The organism is Arundinibacter roseus, from assembly GCF_004348825.1.
Taxonomy (GTDB): Bacteria; Bacteroidota; Bacteroidia; order Cytophagales; family Spirosomataceae; genus Arundinibacter; species Arundinibacter roseus.
The window spans coordinates 358,662-375,839 of record NZ_SMJU01000001.1 but is presented as its reverse complement, the minus strand read 5'-3'; the positions used below and the strand labels follow the sequence as shown (position 1 = coordinate 375,839).

Here is a 17,178-nt window from a genome sequence, read left to right as displayed (position 1 = left end):
GGAATGATAGTTTGGTTATTTTTAAAAAGCTAAAACGTCCTTGCACTAGACACTTTGCTTCCACTTTTCTTTTATTCGCTGGTAGTTTCGTTCGTACATTTCATCTTCTGGATCAAGTTCATATGCCTTTTTGCTAAGCAGAAACGCATCTTCTAAGTTACCGACGTCTTCGTAATGTACGGCGATATTATTCAAGGCAGAAGTGCTGTATGGATCCTTTTTAAGGTACCGGGAGTAATAGTCGATTGCCTGTTGCGAACGATTCAATTCTCCATAACACCAAGCCACGTGAAACCATTTATTTTCATAACTACTACAAAGTTCAATTGCTTGCAAATAATCCCTGATTGCCCCCTCATAATCCTTTAATTCTTTCCGGGTATTACCTCGATTACTGAAGGCAATTGCACACTTTGGATCTAATCGAATGGCATCATCGTAATCCCTGATTGCCCCCTCGTAGTCCTTTAATTCTTTCCGGGCATTCCCTCGGTTATTGTAGGCATTCACGTATTTTGGATCTAACCGAATGGCCTCGTTGCAATCTCTGATTGCGCCTTTGAAGTCTTTTAGATTATTTTTGCTGTGGCCGCGATTGTTGTATGCAAGCACATTCTTTGGGTCTAACCTAATGGCTTCGTCGTAATCATTGATTGCGCCTTTGTAGTCTTTTATCTCGTTCTTTGTAACCCCTCGGCTATTGTATGCACTCGGATAATTGCGATCCAATTGAATGGCCATGTCGAAATCTTGAATAGCCCCCTCAAAGTGTTTCAAGTAGTACTTTGCCCTTCCCCGATTATTGTAGGCGTATGCGTATTTCGGGTCTAACTGAATGACTTCATCGTAATCCTTGATTGCGCCTTCGTAGTTTTTTAACTCATTCCTGACATTGCCTCGATTATTGAAGTAGACTTTTTCTTTTGGCCCTAACCGAATAGCCTCGTCGTAATCCCTGATTGCGCCTTCGTAGTCTTTTAACTCTTTCCTGGCATTGCCTCGATTATTGAAGTAGGTTTCTTCCTTTGGATCTAACCGAATAGCCTCATCGTAATCCTTGATTGCACTTTCGAAGTCATTTAGTGCTTTCCTGGTATTTCCTCGGTTATTATAGGCATTTGCGTACTTTGGATCTAATCGAATAGCCTCATCGTAATCCTTGATTGCGCCTTCGTGGTCTTTTAGGGCCTTCTTTGCATTGCCTCGGTTATTGTAGGCAATTGCTGCATATTTTGTATCTAATCGAATAGCCTCGTCATAATCCTTGATTGCGCCTTCGTGGTCTTTTAGGGCCTTCTTTGCATTTCCTCGGTTATTATAGGCAATTGCATATTTTGGATCTAATCGAATAGCCTCGTCATAATCCTTGATTGCCCCCACGAAGTCATTTAGCTTTTCCTTAGCAACCCCTCGATTAATGTATGCATTGGCATACTTTGAGTCTAACCGAATTGCCTCGTCGTAATCGTTGATTGCACCTTGGACATCATTTATTGCCTTCCTGGCGTTCCCTCTGTAATGGAAAACATATGCTGAATTTGGATCTAGTTTGATTGCGTAATCACAATCGGACACGGCCTTGTCGTAATCCTTTAATAACGCATTAACTACGCCTCTTAAAGCAAACGCCCTACCAAACTTTGCATTTATTGCTATCGCTTTGGATGAGTCCGATAAGATCTCTTGTAAATTTTCTTTGTTCAAATTGCCGGTTGCTATACCTCGATATAGATAGCCTTCTTCCCACTTGGGTAGGGCCACTATACATTTGTTAGCTACTTTGTATAAGGCGTCCCAGTCACGTTCAGCGTAAAGTTTATCAAGAAGTTCTTTCCAAAACTTATGCTGAGGGTTGAGAAGTCTCTCAACTATATTAAATTGAGTGCCTAAATTTTTGATAACATGCGAAGTGGAGGTAGTTGTTAAGGTAGACATAGAGTTGTTTATCTTGTGGCTGCATAAATATAGGCGTTTGGGAAGAAATTTGGAAGGCTTTTCTAACAGTAGAGTTTTTCAGTTTCAATAAAGTAGCCACTACATGTAGAATCAATCATTACAACAATCCTAAATGCAGGGTACATCATTATATTTCAGTCCTTTACTGCTCTATACTAAAAAAATAATGGATCGAATAGGGTTGTTTGCCCTACCTTTGTCGTCCGTTATGTAGTCGTATAGTTCACTAAATCACCTCATGTACCCTTGAAAATTGCAGTTCCCAAAGAGACCAAGCCTTTGGAAAGGCGCGTGGCTCTTACACCCGATGTGGTAAAATCTCTTCAAAAAGCTGGTTTCTCCTGCGTGATCGAAACCGGTGCCGGTGAGGCATCCTACTTTTCGGATGCTTCCTATGTACAGGCCGGTGGCAGCATTGCCCCTGATGCAGCCGCGGCTTTCGCGGAGGCAGACATTGTCCTGAAAGTCAATGCACCTACGGAAAGCGACGTAGCACAAATGAAAGAAGGAAGTGTGCTGTTGTCGTACCTGTATGCCTACACGATTCCGACGGTAGTGGAGGCCCTGAACCAAAAGAAAATCTCGGCTTTTTCGATGGATGCCGTTCCGCGGATTTCGCGGGCGCAGAAAATGGATGCACTCAGCTCGCAGGCCAACCTTGCTGGTTACAAAGCAGTGCTTCTGGGAGCCAATGCCCTGGGAAAAATCTTCCCGCTTATGATGACCGCCGCAGGTACAATTACACCTTCGCGGGTACTTGTGTTTGGAGCAGGAGTGGCTGGCTTGCAGGCAATTGCTACGGCCAAGCGCCTGGGTGCGGTGGTAGAAGCCACCGATGTGCGCCCCGAAACCAAAGAACAGGTGGAGTCGCTGGGTGGCCGCTTCCTGACCGTGGAAGGTGCCGAGGGAGTAACAGTAGAAGGCGGGTATGCCCGCGAAGTATCGGCAGATTATCTGGAAAAACAGCAAAAGCTGATCAAAGAGCGGATTAAAGAGGCAGATATTGCCATTACCACAGCGCTCGTGATTGGTCGCAAGGCACCGGTTTTGATTACAGAAGAAATGGTCAAAACCATGAAAACCGGCTCTGTGATTGTCGATATGGCAGTAGAATCGGGTGGAAACTGCGAACTGAGCGAGTTTGGAAAAACGGTGGTGAAGCACGGCGTCACGATTATAGGAGAGCCAAATATTCCGTCGTTGCTGCCGATCAACGCCAGTGAGTTATACGCCAAAAATATCTCCACCCTGTTGCTTCATTTGGCTACCAAAGATGGCTTGAAGTGGGAAATGGAAGAGGACATCACCAAAGGAAGCCTGATTACGCATCAGGGAGAGTTGGTGCATGCTTTTACCAAAGAGATTTTGGCCAAAACGAAATCGTAAGAAAACTCAGGTACCTGTTTTCCAATCAACTATTTAACAAAAGACTATGTCACTAGAAAATTTCATATTCCTGCTGTACATCCTGGTATTGGCCAGTTATTGTGGTTTTGAGCTCATTGCCAAGGTACCGCCAACGCTGCACACGCCGCTGATGTCGGGCTCCAATGCCATTTCGGGTATTACCATCGTGGGGGCTATTTTGTGTGTACGCGAAGGCGAAATCAGCAAATACCTGGGAATGGTAGCCCTGATTTTGGCGACTATCAACGTGGTGGGAGGCTACGCCGTTACCGACCGGATGCTCCAAATGTTCAAAAAGAAAAAATGATGATCCGTTCGTTACGGTTTAACTTCTAACAGCATTCCATGAATATTCTTATACAAATTACGTATCTCGTAGCTACGATCCTGTTTATTGTCGGGATCAAAAAACTGAACCGCACGCAGGAAGCCCGGCAGGGCAATATCCTCTCGGCCGTAGCTATGCTTTTGGCTGTACTGGCCACTTTGGTAGAGTCACAGTTGCTTACACCCATCGAAACATTCAGCTGCATGCTGCTGGGTGGGGCAATCGGCCTGGTGTGGGCACGAAGGGTAGAAATGACCCAAATGCCCGAAATGGTCGCTATTTTCAATGGATTTGGAGGAGCGGCTTCGCTCTTCGTTGCCTTTTCTGACTACTGGACCCGGGCCGTAGAACAACCCAGCCTTTCCACCGACCTCATTACCATCATCAGCATTCTATTGTCGGTGATTATTGGCGGTATTACCTTCACCGGCTCATTGACGGCCTACGGAAAACTCAGCGGGAAAGTCAGTGGAAATGCCATTGTGTTTTCAGGACAGCATATGCTCAACCTTGTGCTGCTGCTTGCGGCTGTTGCCTGCGGTGTACTGGTCGCCATCGAAACGGGCTCCGTCACGGCGATGATCGTGATGGGGGTTATTTCGCTGGTGTTGGGGATTTTGGTCGTCATTCCCATCGGCGGCGCAGACATGCCGGTGGTTATTTCGCTGCTCAATTCCTACTCCGGAATGGCCGCCTGTACTACGGGTTTTGTGCTCAACAACAGCGTACTGATCGTCACGGGAGCACTCGTGGGTGCCTCGGGAATTATCCTGACCCAAATTATGTGTAAAGCCATGAACCGCTCGCTCATCAGCGTATTGTTGGGTGGCTTTGGCGCTACTTCGGGCGGGGCTGCGGCCGGCGGCAGTGCGAGCGATATGGTTATTAAAGAAGTAGGTGTAGAAGAAGCCGCCATGATTTTTGACTCTGCGTCGTCGGTGATTGTGGTGCCCGGCTACGGAATGGCCGTGGCGCAGGCACAGCACGTGGTGCGCGAGATGATGGATCTTTTGGAGAAAAAAGGCATCAACGTTCGGTTTGCCATTCACCCGGTAGCGGGTCGTATGCCCGGCCACATGAATGTGCTTTTGGCGGAGTCGAATGTGCCGTATGATAAACTCATCGAAATGGAAGAAATTAACGATGATTTTAGTAATACCGACGTCGTGCTCGTGGTCGGTGCCAACGACGTTGTAAATCCCGCCGCGCGTACCAACCCGGCGAGCCCGATTTATGGCATGCCGATTTTGAACGCCGACAAAGCCCGTACCGTCATTGTGAGCAAGCGCTCCATGGCAGCCGGGTACGCCGGTATTGAAAACGAACTCTTTGGCTACCCCAACTGTCTGATGCTGTTTGGCGATGCCAAATCGACACTTACCAAAATGGTGGGAGAGTTGAAGGAAATGTAAAAAAACGGAGTTGGGTTTAGCTTTTAAAAACCCTAAACCATTTACTCAAACATAGAAGGCGTGCAGCTGCGAAGTTGCACGCCTTTTTAGTTACAGATTAACTTTATTCCTGAGTAAATAGCCAGGTACACGAATTTGTGTAGTGCTATCAGCCTGTAAATGAAGTGTTTTTACTGCATTTTTTCCAATAGTCAGGCTGCTTGTGTTTCGCATTTGAATGGAAGCCACGCCTATTTGATTGGTACTGTCTACTGTCAGAAGGCTATTGGATGTACCCAAAATACGCAAAGAATCCAGGGCATTTCGGTTGAAAAGCATTTTGTTTCCTTCTTGAAAAACATCTAATGAAGGTCCCTTTAAAGCTGTTATCCTGAGGCGTGAACTTGAATAAATTCCTTGAATATCAGGGACCTTAATATAGGCATCCGGCGACCATTCAAAGATACTTTCCGAATTATAACTAAAATCCGACGGTTCTTCTTTTTGAACTACCACCAAGGTATCCCCATGCAGTTCCCAGCCAAGCGTAAACTGTTGGTTCTCCTTATTGGCTTTCCAGAGCTCGAATGTTTCGCCGGACTCAATCGCTACATAGCGGGAAGGTATGCCCGTTATTTTGAGATATTTAAATGCCCGAAGCGAATCACGGGTGTAGCCTCGGTACGGATTGCTCCAATCGATGGCATCAAATTGTTGTTTCAACGAAAGATTAGCCCCAACCATTGACAGTAAGACAAAGGCAAGCAGGGACAGGAGTAGTAGGTTGCTGGTTTTCATGGGAGTTACGAGTTAAGGTGTTGATGGAAATTCGAGGGCGACAAATTGTTCGTAGCGCGTTTGCAGCTCATCCATAGAGATGTTCAGTAAGTACAGCGTTTTAAAAAACTCAGGCAATTCATTTTCTAAAAAACGCTCCCGCCGGAAGGCCACAATAAGCTGACGGGCATTTTCGGCAGCCGAATATCCAATGCCGCGCTTATTGGCAATAATTTCCTGACTTTGTAAAAATTCATACGTACGCATGACCGTATTGGGGTTTACTTCCAGCGCAGCAGCCAAATCGCGCACCGACGGAATACGCTCGCCCGGAGGCCATTGGCCAAGCAGAATTTGCTCACACACATAGTCAGCGATTTGGAGGTAAATGGATTGTTTATCTTTAAATTCCATGAGGCTACGGGGTTAAATTTCTCTTTCGGTAAGGCGGATATACGTAATGTACCACAAGGCTACTAGGACCAGAAAGGGCAGAAAATTTACATAGGTCTGCATTGCCGGTGCAAGCATTATATTGTGATATGTAGAAGATTCTTCTAAAACTATTTGCCAGCCCGGTTCGAATGGAGATATGTGAAGACTATTTTTTGGAAAAGAGGTGAGGTAACGGGCAAACCACTGATTTCCTACCAGAAGAACAATGAAAAGCGCAATCGTGAGTCCGAGAGTTTTCAGGTAAGCAGATTCTTTGAAATATATAGATCCCAGAAAAACTAATCCATTGATAATTATATAAAACAGAAAATATGTGTTACGCATCTCAGCAGGAAGCATAACGTATTGCTCACGAATACCTAATTGAGAAAGCCTATGGTTGGCAAAATTGGTTGTCCAGTCGGAGAGAAGTATAAATAGACCGAATAATGGTATAATGAATAGCAGATTTAGAAACCATGCACAGAAAAATTTTTCCAGGCGCGAAGCCGGAATCATTACCTCAGAAATTGCATTTGCAGGTGCCCCATATTGATTAAATGCCAGGCTCGTATAAAAACTTCCGCCCAGGAATACTGACAGTAATAGTGCTGCAGGATGCAGTCCCTCTAAGTTTGAGTTATACTCTTTGGAAAAGGTGATAGGTACCATCATTGCAAAGAGAAAAAGCAAAATAGGTAGTATGGACAGCAAATAACTCTGTCCTTTTTCAGCCAGTTCAAGCCGAACCATCAGCCCGAAACGATGAAGGTTAAATGTCTGATTCATAGATGATTTTTATTTTTGAACGGGTTGTAGCATGGGGTTTTGGAATAAGGTTTGAATGCGTTCGGGCTGCGCCACCACGGCCTGAAAAAGCGCCTCAAATTCTACGCGGCTTTCTTCCTGATGTAGATTGACACGTACCGTTTTGTAGCCTTGTAGGGACGGCTCCGAGTACAACACGTGTTCGTCAAGAGAAGGGCGAACGCCAAAATGCAGTCGCTCCGAAATTTCCTGCAAGCTGTGCTGCATGACCATTTTATGCTCATGAAGAATCAGAACATAGTCAATCAGATTTTCCAGATCCCGCAGCTGATGCGTCGAAATCAGAATCAGGCGATCCGGCTGCAAGGCATGAGATACCATACGCCGAAACTGACTTTTGGATGGAATGTCGAGGCCATTTGTGGGCTCATCCATCAAAACTATCCGCACATTGGTGGCCAAAGCAAAGGAAATAAGCACCTTTTTCTTCTGGCCAAACGACAGTTCACTAAGCTTTCCTGCTGTCGGAATCTCGCACTCAGAAAGGTAATGTAGAAACAACGCATCATCGAATTGCGGGAAAAAGGGTGCCCGTGTTTTTACAAATTTGTCAATTGTCAAATTGGGCAGGTAGGGTTCTTCGGGAATAAAGAAAATGTCCTGCAAAAAGGCCGGTTCCCGATTTTTGGGCGCATGCCCGTTGATGTCAATGTTTCCATTGAGCGGAAAAAGCAGTCCGGCCATGCAGCGCATCAGGCTGGACTTTCCCGCTCCGTTTTTTCCCAGAAGTCCATAAATACTTCCCGGTTCAAGCTGCATGGACAGCCTGTCAAACAGCAGCCTGCGCTTGTTATAGCCAAAAGATACATCTTGGAGAGTTAGCATAGAGTTTAGTTATAGTGTATTAGTATAATAGTACACTGCAAAACTATAAATTTATTTTATCAAAAAAAGAGATTGAAGAAAAAAATGAAAAAGTTGATTGCTGAATGGAAAGGGGAAATCGGGGAGTTGGCTATTTATCGGGTAGAAATATAAGGGGTTGAAACACAGCGTATGTGCAGAATATCGCTTAATTGCTGCAATAGTATCCACGTGTCAGGGGGTACTGTTTGGATATGTAACATAAAACTTAGTGGTTCCAGGCAGGGCGGCGCGCCTGACGTTGTTGATATACTACGAAGTCCTGTTCTTCCAATTCCAGAAGAAGGCAGAGAAATGATAAAGCAGTTTTTTTGTAGTACGTTCCATGCACAACTTCCGCACGAACGCGTTCCAGCCCATAGTATCGAAGCATGGCAACAATGTCGTCCCAGGTGCCGTAGTTGAGTACTTTTCCTATGACAAACAAACTATCCGCTTCAAAGTCAATAGATTCCCATTGCACATCCCAAAACGCCAGTTTCGAAATCGAAGGGCGGGCAGATGATGATTTTGGTTGCATAAAAAACGTAATTTTATTGATTACAGATTTCTTCTGACAAAGCTGCTACCGACAAGGTACTACTTCTAACATAAGTTGTCAAGCCAACCCGCACAAATACCGGCCTGCTGCCAATTCGCCCCAATCCTTCCCTTTTTTGTCCTATCTGCCTATCTTTGTACATATTGTCCTTTGCTTCTATGATTTCTACAAAACTTACACCAACGACCATCCCTGACGAGCTTCTTGGCAGCTACGAAACCGTCATCGGCCTGGAAGTACATTGCCAACTCCTCACGGAATCCAAGCTTTTTGCGTCTGATACCAACCGTTTTGGCGGCGAGCCCAACACGCACATCAGTCCGCTGACCCTCGCTTTGCCCGGTACGCTCCCGAAGTTGAATAAAAAAGCCGTTGAATACGCCGTGCGGATGGGTTTGGCCTGCGGATGTACCATCAGCGAACGGACGATTTTTGACCGAAAAAATTATTTTTATCCCGATCTGCCCAAAGGGTATCAGATTTCGCAGGATAAAGCACCGATTTGTGTAGGTGGGGCTGTCACTATTTCGGTTAAAGGAAAAGACCATGAAGTGACCGAGAAAACGATTCGGTTTCATCATATTCATCTCGAAGAAGACGCAGGGAAATCTGTTCACGATGGCAACCAAACCGAAACGCAGCTGGATTACAATCGCGCCGGAACGCCCCTGATCGAAATGGTAACCGAACCTGACCTGCGCTCAGCCGAAGAAACAGGCGCTTTTGTTACCGAGATTCGCCGGTTGGCCCGCTACCTCGACGTAAGTGATGGAAACATGGAAGAAGGCTCGCTTCGCTGCGATGTCAATGTGTCGGTGCGCCTTGCCGGAGCATCCGAGTTGGGTACGAAGGTCGAGATCAAAAATATGAATTCGATTCGCAACATTATGCGGGCCGTAGAATTTGAGCGGCGGCGGCAAGTGGCTACGCTTGAAAACGGCGATTCGCTTTTTCAGGAAACCCGTATGTTTGATGCCGAAACGGGCGAAACCTATGGCATGCGTGTAAAAGAAACCATGAATGACTACCGCTACTTTCCAGACCCGGACCTGTGCCCGGTGGTGCTGCCCGAAGCGACCATTCAGGAAATACGCAGCCGAATGCCGGCCTTGCCCCGCGAGCTTCGTGAAAAATTTGTGTCGCACTACGGCATACCTGCTTACGATGCCCAACAGCTGACCGATACCCGCGAAATGGCGCACTATTTTGAGAATCTGTGCAGCCATACTAATGCTTACAAAACAGCTTCCAATTGGTTGATGGGGCCCGTCAAATCGTACCTGAACGAAAGTGGTACGGATATTGCCGATTTTAGCCTGACTCCACAGGTGCTTGCGGAATTGATCACACTCGTGGAAACGGAGGTCATTAGCCACTCAACGGCTACACAGAAAGCCTTCCCCGCTCTTTTACAAGCCCCGGATCGTTCGCCACGCGAATTGGCCGAAACCAATAACTGGTTGCAAAATCGCAATACAAACGAACTGGAAACGTTGGTAGATGAAGTGCTAAATGCAATGCCGGATAAGGTAACGGCTTATAAAAAAGGAAAAAAAGGGCTGATGGGACTTTTTGTAGGAGAAGTCATGAAGAAGTCTAAAGGCACGGCTGACCCCAAACTGATAAATCAGCTGCTGGCCGAAAAACTATAAATAAGTTGAGACTGCTTAATTTAAACTAGATATATGATAAAGAAGATGACATTTTTCCTGATGCTGTGGGCAACTAGCCTGTCGGTATTGGCGCAGGAGACTCCTGTGGCAAAGGAGTTTACGGTTTCGGGTAAAGTAAAAAATGGGAATGCAGGAGAAAAAATTTATCTGCAATTTTCAACCAATCCGCCCACTACGCTGGACTCCACTACGATGGATGCCAACGGGAATTTTTCCATCAAAGGTGTTGAAAAAGATGGAGGCAATTTTTATATCCTCAACATCGCTGAGCGCCAAAAAATAATCCTGCTCATTGAAGGCGGCGAGCAACTGACCGTTCTGGCCGATGGCTACGAGGCCGACTCCAAAGGCGTGGCCGGGAAAGCAGAGGTCAAGGGCTCTAAAAATATGGAGTACTATGCCCAACTGATCGATATGAATCAGGCGATGGTTTCCAAAGTGAACAAATGGAATGACGAATACGCTAAGGCTAACGAGAAAAAAGACACGAAGAAAATTCAGGAAATTCAGACTAATTTTCAGCAGGCAGAAGCCGAGCACGTTACAAAAATCAAAAACCTGATTCCCGAAATGGGAACTTCGCTCGTGGCTATTTTTGCCGCCAATAATCTGCTTAATCCTCAGCGCGACCTTGCCGACATGGAAGCCGTGGCGCAGCGCTTTGCCCAAGAAAATCCTTCCCCAAAAATTGTACAGGCCTATATTGGCTACATTAAGCGGATCAAAGGAGTGGCCGTTGGCGACGAAGCGCCGGATTTTACACTCAATAGCCCCGAAGGTCAGCAGGTGAGTCTTTCGTCGTTGCGTGGCAAATACGTTCTGCTCGATTTTTGGGCGTCGTGGTGTGGCCCTTGCCGCATGGAAAACCCCAACGTGGTAAAAATGTACGCAAAGTATAAAGACAAAGGATTTGCCATTTACGGCGTTTCGCTGGACAAAGATATGAACGCCTGGACCGCCGCTATAAAAAAAGACGGCCTGACCTGGACCCACGGCTCCGACCTCAAATACTGGAGCTCAGCTGTGGCCCAATTATACGGTGTCAATGCCATTCCGGCTACCTATTTGTTGGATAAAGACGGAAAAGTAATCGCGAAAAATTTGCGCGGCCCATCACTTGAAAACAAACTGGCTGAGCTATTAGACGGAGAAAAGTAGTTTTGCAGGTGGTGATAAACCTTAGAAAGCCCGACCGACCGTCGGGCTTTCTTCGTAACTTGCGTTCTGTTTTAACAAATAGTTATGTCTCAAACTGCCTCAAACCTACCTTCTGGCTCATGAAAATTGCGATAATCGGTTGTGGAAATATGGGTATGGCTTTTGCCCGTGCCTTTCTGAAATTTGATCTGGTCAAAAAAGAAGATTTTCTGTTAGTAGAAAAAAGTCCTGAACGCATGGAAAGTCTCCGGGGCTTTCAGCCGGGCGTCCTAACCGGAATCATCGGCCCACAAATTGCCGACTATGACCTTGTGATTCTTTCCGTAAAACCTCAGGATTATTCGCTTGTTCAGGAGTCGTTGCGGAGCGTCATTAAGCCCGGTCAGGTAGTATTTTCCATTATGGCGGGTATTCCCATAAGCCTGATTCAACAAACACTTAATCATCAGGAGGTTATCAGGGCGATGCCCAATACACCCGCAATGCTCGGCATGGGTATTACGGCCTATGCGGCTTCTCCCGAAGTAGACATGAATCAGCTGCGTAAGATTGAAAACCTGATTAACGCTACGGGGCGGTCGGTGTTTTTGGAAGATGAAGCGCAGCTTGATGCCGTTACGGCGCTTAGTGGCAGTGGTCCCGCTTATTTTTTCTACATCGTAAAAGCGATGATTGAAGCCGGAAAGCAAATGGGTTTTGAAGAATCGGTTGCCTCGCTGCTTGTCAAGCAAACGATGTTGGGTTCTTTTCACCTGATCAATACTGCCGACCGTTCGTTGGATGAACTCATCAAAGCGGTCGCTTCCAAAGGAGGAACAACCGAGGCAGCTTTGCGGCAATTTGAAGAAGGCGGCACGGCCGACTCGCTGATACGAGGCATTCATGCCGCCCAACAAAGAGCTACGGAACTTTCAAACGGATAGAATAGCGTTCCGCTTAGCGGGTTTCTTCCACAATTCCGAGATAGTTGAATGGCGTAATGCGCTTTAACTCTTCCCGGATATTTTCGGCTACATCCAGAGTCTCTATAAATCGTGAAATGGCTTCGTGGGTAATATGCTCGTTGGTACGGGTCAGTTCTTTCAGGGCTTCGTAGGGCTTTGGATAGCCTTCGCGGCGTAAAATGGTCTGAATCGCTTCGGATACTACCACCCAGTTTTCTTCCAGTTCTGACCGAATCGCCTGATCATTGAGTTCCAGTTTCCCCAGGCCTTTCAGCAGAGAGTGCAGGGCAATGACCTGATGCGCAATTGGAACGCCAATGTTGCGCAGTACGGTAGAGTCCGTGAGGTCGCGTTGGAGCCGGGAAATGGGTAGTTTGGATGAAAAATGGTCGAAAAGAGCATTGGCGATCCCCAAATTTCCCTCGGAGTTTTCAAAGTCAATTGGATTTACTTTATGCGGCATCGCCGAAGAACCAATTTCGCCTGCTTTGATTTTTTGTTTAAAATAATGCATCGAAATATACGTCCACAGATCCCGGTTCAAGTCCAGCAAAATAGTATTCAGACGTTTCAGTCCATCAAAAGTGGCGGCAAGATTGTCGTAGTGCTCAATTTGGGTGGTATGACGGCTGCGTTTCAGTCCCAGGCTTTCTACAAAATGATGGGCAAATTCCATCCACTGAATTTTTGGATAAGCCACGTGGTGAGCGTTGAAGTTTCCGGTAGCACCACCAAATTTTGCTGAGTAGGGAATTTGATCCAATAGCTCAAACTGCCGCTCAATTCTTTCTACGAACACCAGAAACTCTTTCCCAACCCGTGTAGGAGATGCAGGCTGCCCGTGGGTAAAAGCCAGCATTGGTACATTGCGCCACTCGATTGACATCCGTTTTAGTACAAAAAGTACCTGCCGAAAGAGAGGCTTTACCTGTCGTTCGAGGGCATCTTTTAGCGAAAGCGGAATTGCTGTATTGTTAATATCCTGTGAAGTAAGGCCAAAGTGAATGAATTCCAGGTATTTTTCGAGGCCGAGGGCTTCAAATTTTTCCTTTAAAAAATATTCAACTGCCTTTACATCATGGTTCGTCTCTTTCTCTATTTCCTTAATTTGAAGAGCATCAGCCTCCGAAAAGTTTTTGTATATATCCCGAAGCTTTGGGTAAAAAGTCTCGTCAATATGGTTTAGCTGAGGAAGCGGCAGTTCACACAGGGCAATAAAATATTCTACCTCGACCAACACCCGGTAATAAATGAGCGCATATTCCGAAAAGTACGAGGACAACTCGGTTACCTGCCTGTGATAGCGGCCGTCTACCGGAGAGATTGCCGTAAGCTGATTCAAATTCATAATTTAACTGTATGTTGATTTAAGAGGCGCAAAGTTAAGAGAATTAACCCTTTACGCCTTCGTAATAGTTACGAAAATGTTCAGGTAGGATTTATCAACGATTAATTACAATAATTTCTTTATTTTCGATTTTATAAGATTCTTAACCCTTTTCTGATTTATGTCTACTTCTCCTTTTCTTGGCGAGCTCATGGGAACGCTCGTGCTACTATTGTTGGGTAACGGTGTTGTGGCAAACGTGGTACTGAATGAAACCAAAGGCCATAATGCTGGCTGGATTGTCATTGCTACGGGCTGGGCAATGGCCGTGGTCATGGGAATTTTTACGGCCAATGCGTTCGGTAGTGCCGACGCTCATAATAATCCTGCGGTTACGTTAGCTTTTGCAGTCAGTACAGGCGATTTCTCCAAAATGGCAAGTTACATTCCTGCCCAGCTCATTGGAGGGTTTATTGGAGCTACGCTGGTTTGGTTGTCCTATTTACCCCACTGGAAAGCAACCCCGAGCGCAGGTGCCAAGCTGGCTTGCTTTGCTACCGGCCCGGCCATTCGTGCTACTGTTCCAAACCTGATAAGCGAGATTTTGGGGACAATAGTGCTCATTGTTGGTGTAGTTGCTTTGGGAAAAACACAACAAATTGCTACTGGTTTGGGGCCTTATCTGGTCGGTATGCTGGTTTGGAGCATTGGGTTGTCTTTGGGTGGTACAACGGGCTATGCCATCAACCCTGCGCGGGATTTGGGTCCTCGGCTGGCCCATGCGTTGCTGCCGATCGAAGGCAAAGGAGAGTCAGACTGGGGGTATAGCTGGATTCCGATCGTGGGTCCATTTTTAGGAGCGGCTTTGGCAGCCATTTTCCTTGGAATTTTTGGTTTGTAATAAAAAGAAGAACTGATGTGGTTTTGGATAAAGCAGGGGAACGAGAAATCAACTTCGCTCCCCTGATTTTTTAGCTATTTTCCTCCAACCACAATTTCGGTCATTGACTCAGGATCCAGGTATTGCCGGGCAATTTGCAATACATCGTCGGCGGTAGTTGCATGGATTTGATCTACATATTGCTCAAAAAAATCACTAGGCAAGCCATCCATAATTAATATTTTCTGTCGGTCGGCAACATCAAATGCTGTATTGAGTGATCCGGCAAACTCACCGGCCATAAAATTTTTGACCGTTTGCAGTTCATCAGAGGGTACGGGTTCCGTTTGCAGGATGTTGATTTCCTTATAGATTTCGTCCAGGGTTTGCTGGGTAAATTCTTTTTTTACATCCGTACCAATCATAAAATAACCTTCCTTACGAAAAGTCGTAATGTTGGATGAAATGCCGTAGGTAAGTCCTTTTTCTTCCCGAATATTTTTCATTAAACGAGAGCCAAAATACCCGCCGAGTATTTCATTTGTGACCAACATTTTGAAGTAATCAGGATGATTTCGGGTAAACAGCCGCTTTCCAAAACGAATCGATGACTGTATACTTTCCGGACGTTCAATCAACAGATTTTTTGCTTCGTCGGCAGGTACCAGGGAATTGGGGGCTGATAATGGCTGAATGGGAGTGATCAGATCATTTGAATTGCCAAGCACAGCATTTACGTGGCCGATTTCGGCTTCTCCTACCTTCCCTGCCAAAACAATCCGGTAGGGTTTGTGGCGAATAAATGTATCGTAATGCTGGATAGCTTTCGCTTTTTCCAGATTTGTAATGCTAACTTCCGTTTGGCTTCGGCCATAGGGATGAGATTCACCAAAGATATTTTTACGAAAAAAAGACGTCGCCCGAAAGGCATTCTTTTCCCAATTGACCCGATGATTTTGCAACGTTATATTGCGCAGATCTTCCCATTCTTTATCCGGAAAAGCCGCTTCCTGAATCAGTTCCTGCACCAAAGGCAGAACCTCAGGCAAAAAGCGGGTCAGGCAATACACGACAAGGCTGGCCCGGTCAAAAGAATGACTTAGTTCCAGAAAAGCGCCTATCCGGTCAAAAGCAGCACTGATTTGGGCAGAACTGTGCGCATGTGTGCCTTCCGACAGCATTTTTATGGCAAAGTAAGAGGCGCCGGGTGTAGATTCGTGCCAGGCACCACCTTCAAATATACATTCAAGCCTGACCACGGGCTGCTCCCCAATATTGATTACGTGTAGAGGCAGGCCGTTGGCTAACGGAAACGTTTCGATAGGCGGAAGGTTGATCCGCTGAATGACCCGATAGGGTGGGGCAATTGTTCGATCTAAATGCATAGGGTATAAAAAAAGAATGACATCCTGCGTAGGGACGTCATTCAGAAAAGCATGAATTTGTATGTTTAGTTCATTTCGCCATCTTCGTCAAGTGCCCGACGGTCTTTCTTTTGCAAGTTAGCTGACAAAGAAATCCGCAGCGTTTGTGCCAGTGGGCTTCCCTGCCGTTGAGGCATCAGGTAGGCAAAATCAACTCCGTATTTTTGTTGAAAACGTGCGCCAAAACCAATGGTAAAGAATTTGCGATCGCCTTTCATGCGGCTTTCGCTGAAATACCCAAAACGAGCAGCGAATACGTCGTTATACCAATATTCTACACCCGTAGAAATCATAATTTCCTTTAACTCTTCACTAAATCCATCGGGCGCATCCGCAAAGGAGCCGAAAATACCACTCAATGCCGACAAGTTGCGAGGATCAACACCACGGGTTACAACCAATTCATTGTTTTGGAGTGTATAAACTGGTGGTGTTGGCACCATGAGTTTGTTGGCATCAATCACAAAATTGAAGCGGTTGCGGCCATCAGCGGTGTAGGAAATTCCGGTTCCAAGTTTAAAATTGGTAGGAATAAAATACCGGTCATCGCTTCCATAGGACACCTTGCCTCCCAAATTAGAAATCATTAAACCCCAACTCCAAAGGAGATTGCTGCCTGTTTCTTCATTGGTAAACTCTTTTTTATAATATGCGCTGATATCACCTGCTGCGGTAGATGCCGGACGTATAGAGACGTTGTTAATAATCGAGCTTCCGGCAAGATTAGAATTGATGTATTTCAGGGTCAGACCTACGGAAAAGTTTTCGCCCAGCTGACGACCATAGGTGGCACCAAACATAAACTCCCGCGAATTGAAAGTGCCGATATTCACGCCCTGATTGTTACGAAAATCCAGAACGCCCAGGTCAAAATAATTTACAGACAATGCAACAACCTGTCCCTTAGCCACTTTTTTGTATCCTGTCAGGTACGTAAGGTACATGTCATCAACCAAATTACGTAACCAGGGCGTGTACGAAAGTGAGACACCATAATCATCTTCCAGGTAAGGTAGCTTGGCCGGGTTCCAGTAGGTAGCATTTGCATCCGGACTAAGCGCTACTCCTGCATCGCCCAAAGCAGCGCTACGGGCATCAGGGGCAAAATTTAAAAAGGCTAAGGGTGTGGTAATGATACGGTTAGTGGTGTCTTGTCCAGTGACAAGCTGACCATGTGCAGTCAAAAAACCGCCTGAGAGTACTAAGAGAGAAGATAAACTAGCGAAAAAACGGTTCATATTTCCT

The 17,178-nt window shown here is 45.9% G+C and carries 16 protein-coding genes; 7 read left to right on the top strand and 9 right to left on the bottom strand.

Annotated features, from left to right (window positions below):
- Nucleotides 1–45: 45 nt before the first annotated feature.
- The gene (locus EZE20_RS01640) at nt 46–1,935 is read right to left on the bottom strand and encodes a tetratricopeptide repeat protein (RefSeq protein ID WP_132113788.1); all 1,890 of its coding nucleotides are present in this window, start codon (nt 1,933–1,935) and stop codon (nt 46–48) included.
- Between the two features lie 267 nt (nt 1,936–2,202).
- Here EZE20_RS01640 and EZE20_RS01635 point away from each other — a divergent pair, with 267 nt between their 5' ends.
- From EZE20_RS01635 to EZE20_RS01625, 3 genes are read left to right on the top strand one after another with little or no spacing between them, the layout of a single operon-like run.
- The gene (locus tag EZE20_RS01635; RefSeq protein ID WP_132113786.1) at nt 2,203–3,342 is read left to right on the top strand and encodes a Re/Si-specific NAD(P)(+) transhydrogenase subunit alpha; all 1,140 of its coding nucleotides are present in this window, start codon (nt 2,203–2,205) and stop codon (nt 3,340–3,342) included.
- A gap of 46 nt (nt 3,343–3,388) precedes the next feature.
- Nucleotides 3,389–3,670 (top strand): NAD(P) transhydrogenase subunit alpha, encoded by a 282-nt coding sequence (locus EZE20_RS01630; RefSeq protein WP_132113784.1) that lies wholly within the window; start codon nt 3,389–3,391, stop codon nt 3,668–3,670.
- A 38-nt stretch (nt 3,671–3,708) separates the two neighbouring features.
- On the top strand, nt 3,709–5,103 hold the full coding sequence (locus EZE20_RS01625) for an NAD(P)(+) transhydrogenase (Re/Si-specific) subunit beta (protein ID WP_132113782.1): 1,395 nt from the start codon (nt 3,709–3,711) through the stop codon (nt 5,101–5,103).
- 90 nt (nt 5,104–5,193) lie between these two features.
- Here the strand turns inward: EZE20_RS01625 and EZE20_RS01620 are convergent, their stop codons facing one another.
- The 5 genes from EZE20_RS01620 to EZE20_RS01600 form a co-directional block, all read right to left on the bottom strand.
- A complete protein-coding gene (locus EZE20_RS01620) occupies nt 5,194–5,880 on the bottom strand; it encodes a hypothetical protein (protein ID WP_132113780.1) in 687 nt (228 codons plus the stop codon).
- A gap of 12 nt (nt 5,881–5,892) precedes the next feature.
- Complete coding sequence (locus EZE20_RS01615) at nt 5,893–6,273, bottom strand: GntR family transcriptional regulator (RefSeq protein ID WP_132113778.1); 381 nt, start codon at nt 6,271–6,273, stop codon at nt 5,893–5,895.
- Nucleotides 6,274–6,285: 12 nt separating this feature from the next.
- Nucleotides 6,286–7,083, bottom strand: a complete 798-nt coding sequence (locus EZE20_RS01610) for a hypothetical protein (protein ID WP_132113776.1) — start codon at nt 7,081–7,083, stop codon at nt 6,286–6,288.
- A gap of 9 nt (nt 7,084–7,092) precedes the next feature.
- Nucleotides 7,093–7,947 carry an ABC transporter ATP-binding protein gene (locus EZE20_RS01605; RefSeq protein WP_132113774.1) on the bottom strand — a complete coding sequence of 285 codons (855 nt, stop codon included), beginning with the start codon at nt 7,945–7,947 and terminating at the stop codon, nt 7,093–7,095.
- A 247-nt stretch (nt 7,948–8,194) separates the two neighbouring features.
- A complete protein-coding gene (locus EZE20_RS01600; protein ID WP_132113772.1) occupies nt 8,195–8,506 on the bottom strand; it encodes a DUF6922 domain-containing protein in 312 nt (103 codons plus the stop codon).
- A 179-nt stretch (nt 8,507–8,685) separates the two neighbouring features.
- On the opposite strand from EZE20_RS01600, the gene gatB reads away from it, so the two are divergent.
- From gatB to proC, 3 genes are all read left to right on the top strand, one after another.
- Nucleotides 8,686–10,179 carry an Asp-tRNA(Asn)/Glu-tRNA(Gln) amidotransferase subunit GatB gene (gatB, locus tag EZE20_RS01595; protein ID WP_132113770.1) on the top strand — a complete coding sequence of 498 codons (1,494 nt, stop codon included), beginning with the start codon at nt 8,686–8,688 and terminating at the stop codon, nt 10,177–10,179.
- A 33-nt stretch (nt 10,180–10,212) separates the two neighbouring features.
- On the top strand, nt 10,213–11,358 hold the full coding sequence (locus EZE20_RS01590) for a TlpA disulfide reductase family protein (protein ID WP_132113768.1): 1,146 nt from the start codon (nt 10,213–10,215) through the stop codon (nt 11,356–11,358).
- Nucleotides 11,359–11,477: 119 nt separating this feature from the next.
- On the top strand, nt 11,478–12,281 hold the full coding sequence (gene proC, locus EZE20_RS01585; RefSeq protein ID WP_132113766.1) for a pyrroline-5-carboxylate reductase: 804 nt from the start codon (nt 11,478–11,480) through the stop codon (nt 12,279–12,281).
- Between the two features lie 13 nt (nt 12,282–12,294).
- Here the strand turns inward: proC and purB are convergent, their stop codons facing one another.
- On the bottom strand, nt 12,295–13,650 hold the full coding sequence (purB, locus tag EZE20_RS01580; RefSeq protein WP_132113764.1) for an adenylosuccinate lyase: 1,356 nt from the start codon (nt 13,648–13,650) through the stop codon (nt 12,295–12,297).
- Between the two features lie 160 nt (nt 13,651–13,810).
- On the opposite strand from purB, the gene EZE20_RS01575 reads away from it, so the two are divergent.
- Nucleotides 13,811–14,530 carry an MIP/aquaporin family protein gene (locus EZE20_RS01575; protein ID WP_132113762.1) on the top strand — a complete coding sequence of 240 codons (720 nt, stop codon included), beginning with the start codon at nt 13,811–13,813 and terminating at the stop codon, nt 14,528–14,530.
- 74 nt (nt 14,531–14,604) lie between these two features.
- On the opposite strand, the gene EZE20_RS01570 is transcribed toward EZE20_RS01575, so the two are convergent.
- Complete coding sequence (locus tag EZE20_RS01570) at nt 14,605–15,894, bottom strand: M16 family metallopeptidase (RefSeq protein WP_132113760.1); 1,290 nt, start codon at nt 15,892–15,894, stop codon at nt 14,605–14,607.
- A gap of 65 nt (nt 15,895–15,959) precedes the next feature.
- Nucleotides 15,960–17,171, bottom strand: a complete 1,212-nt coding sequence (porV, locus tag EZE20_RS01565) for a type IX secretion system outer membrane channel protein PorV (protein ID WP_132113758.1) — start codon at nt 17,169–17,171, stop codon at nt 15,960–15,962.
- Nucleotides 17,172–17,178: the final 7 nt, after the last annotated feature.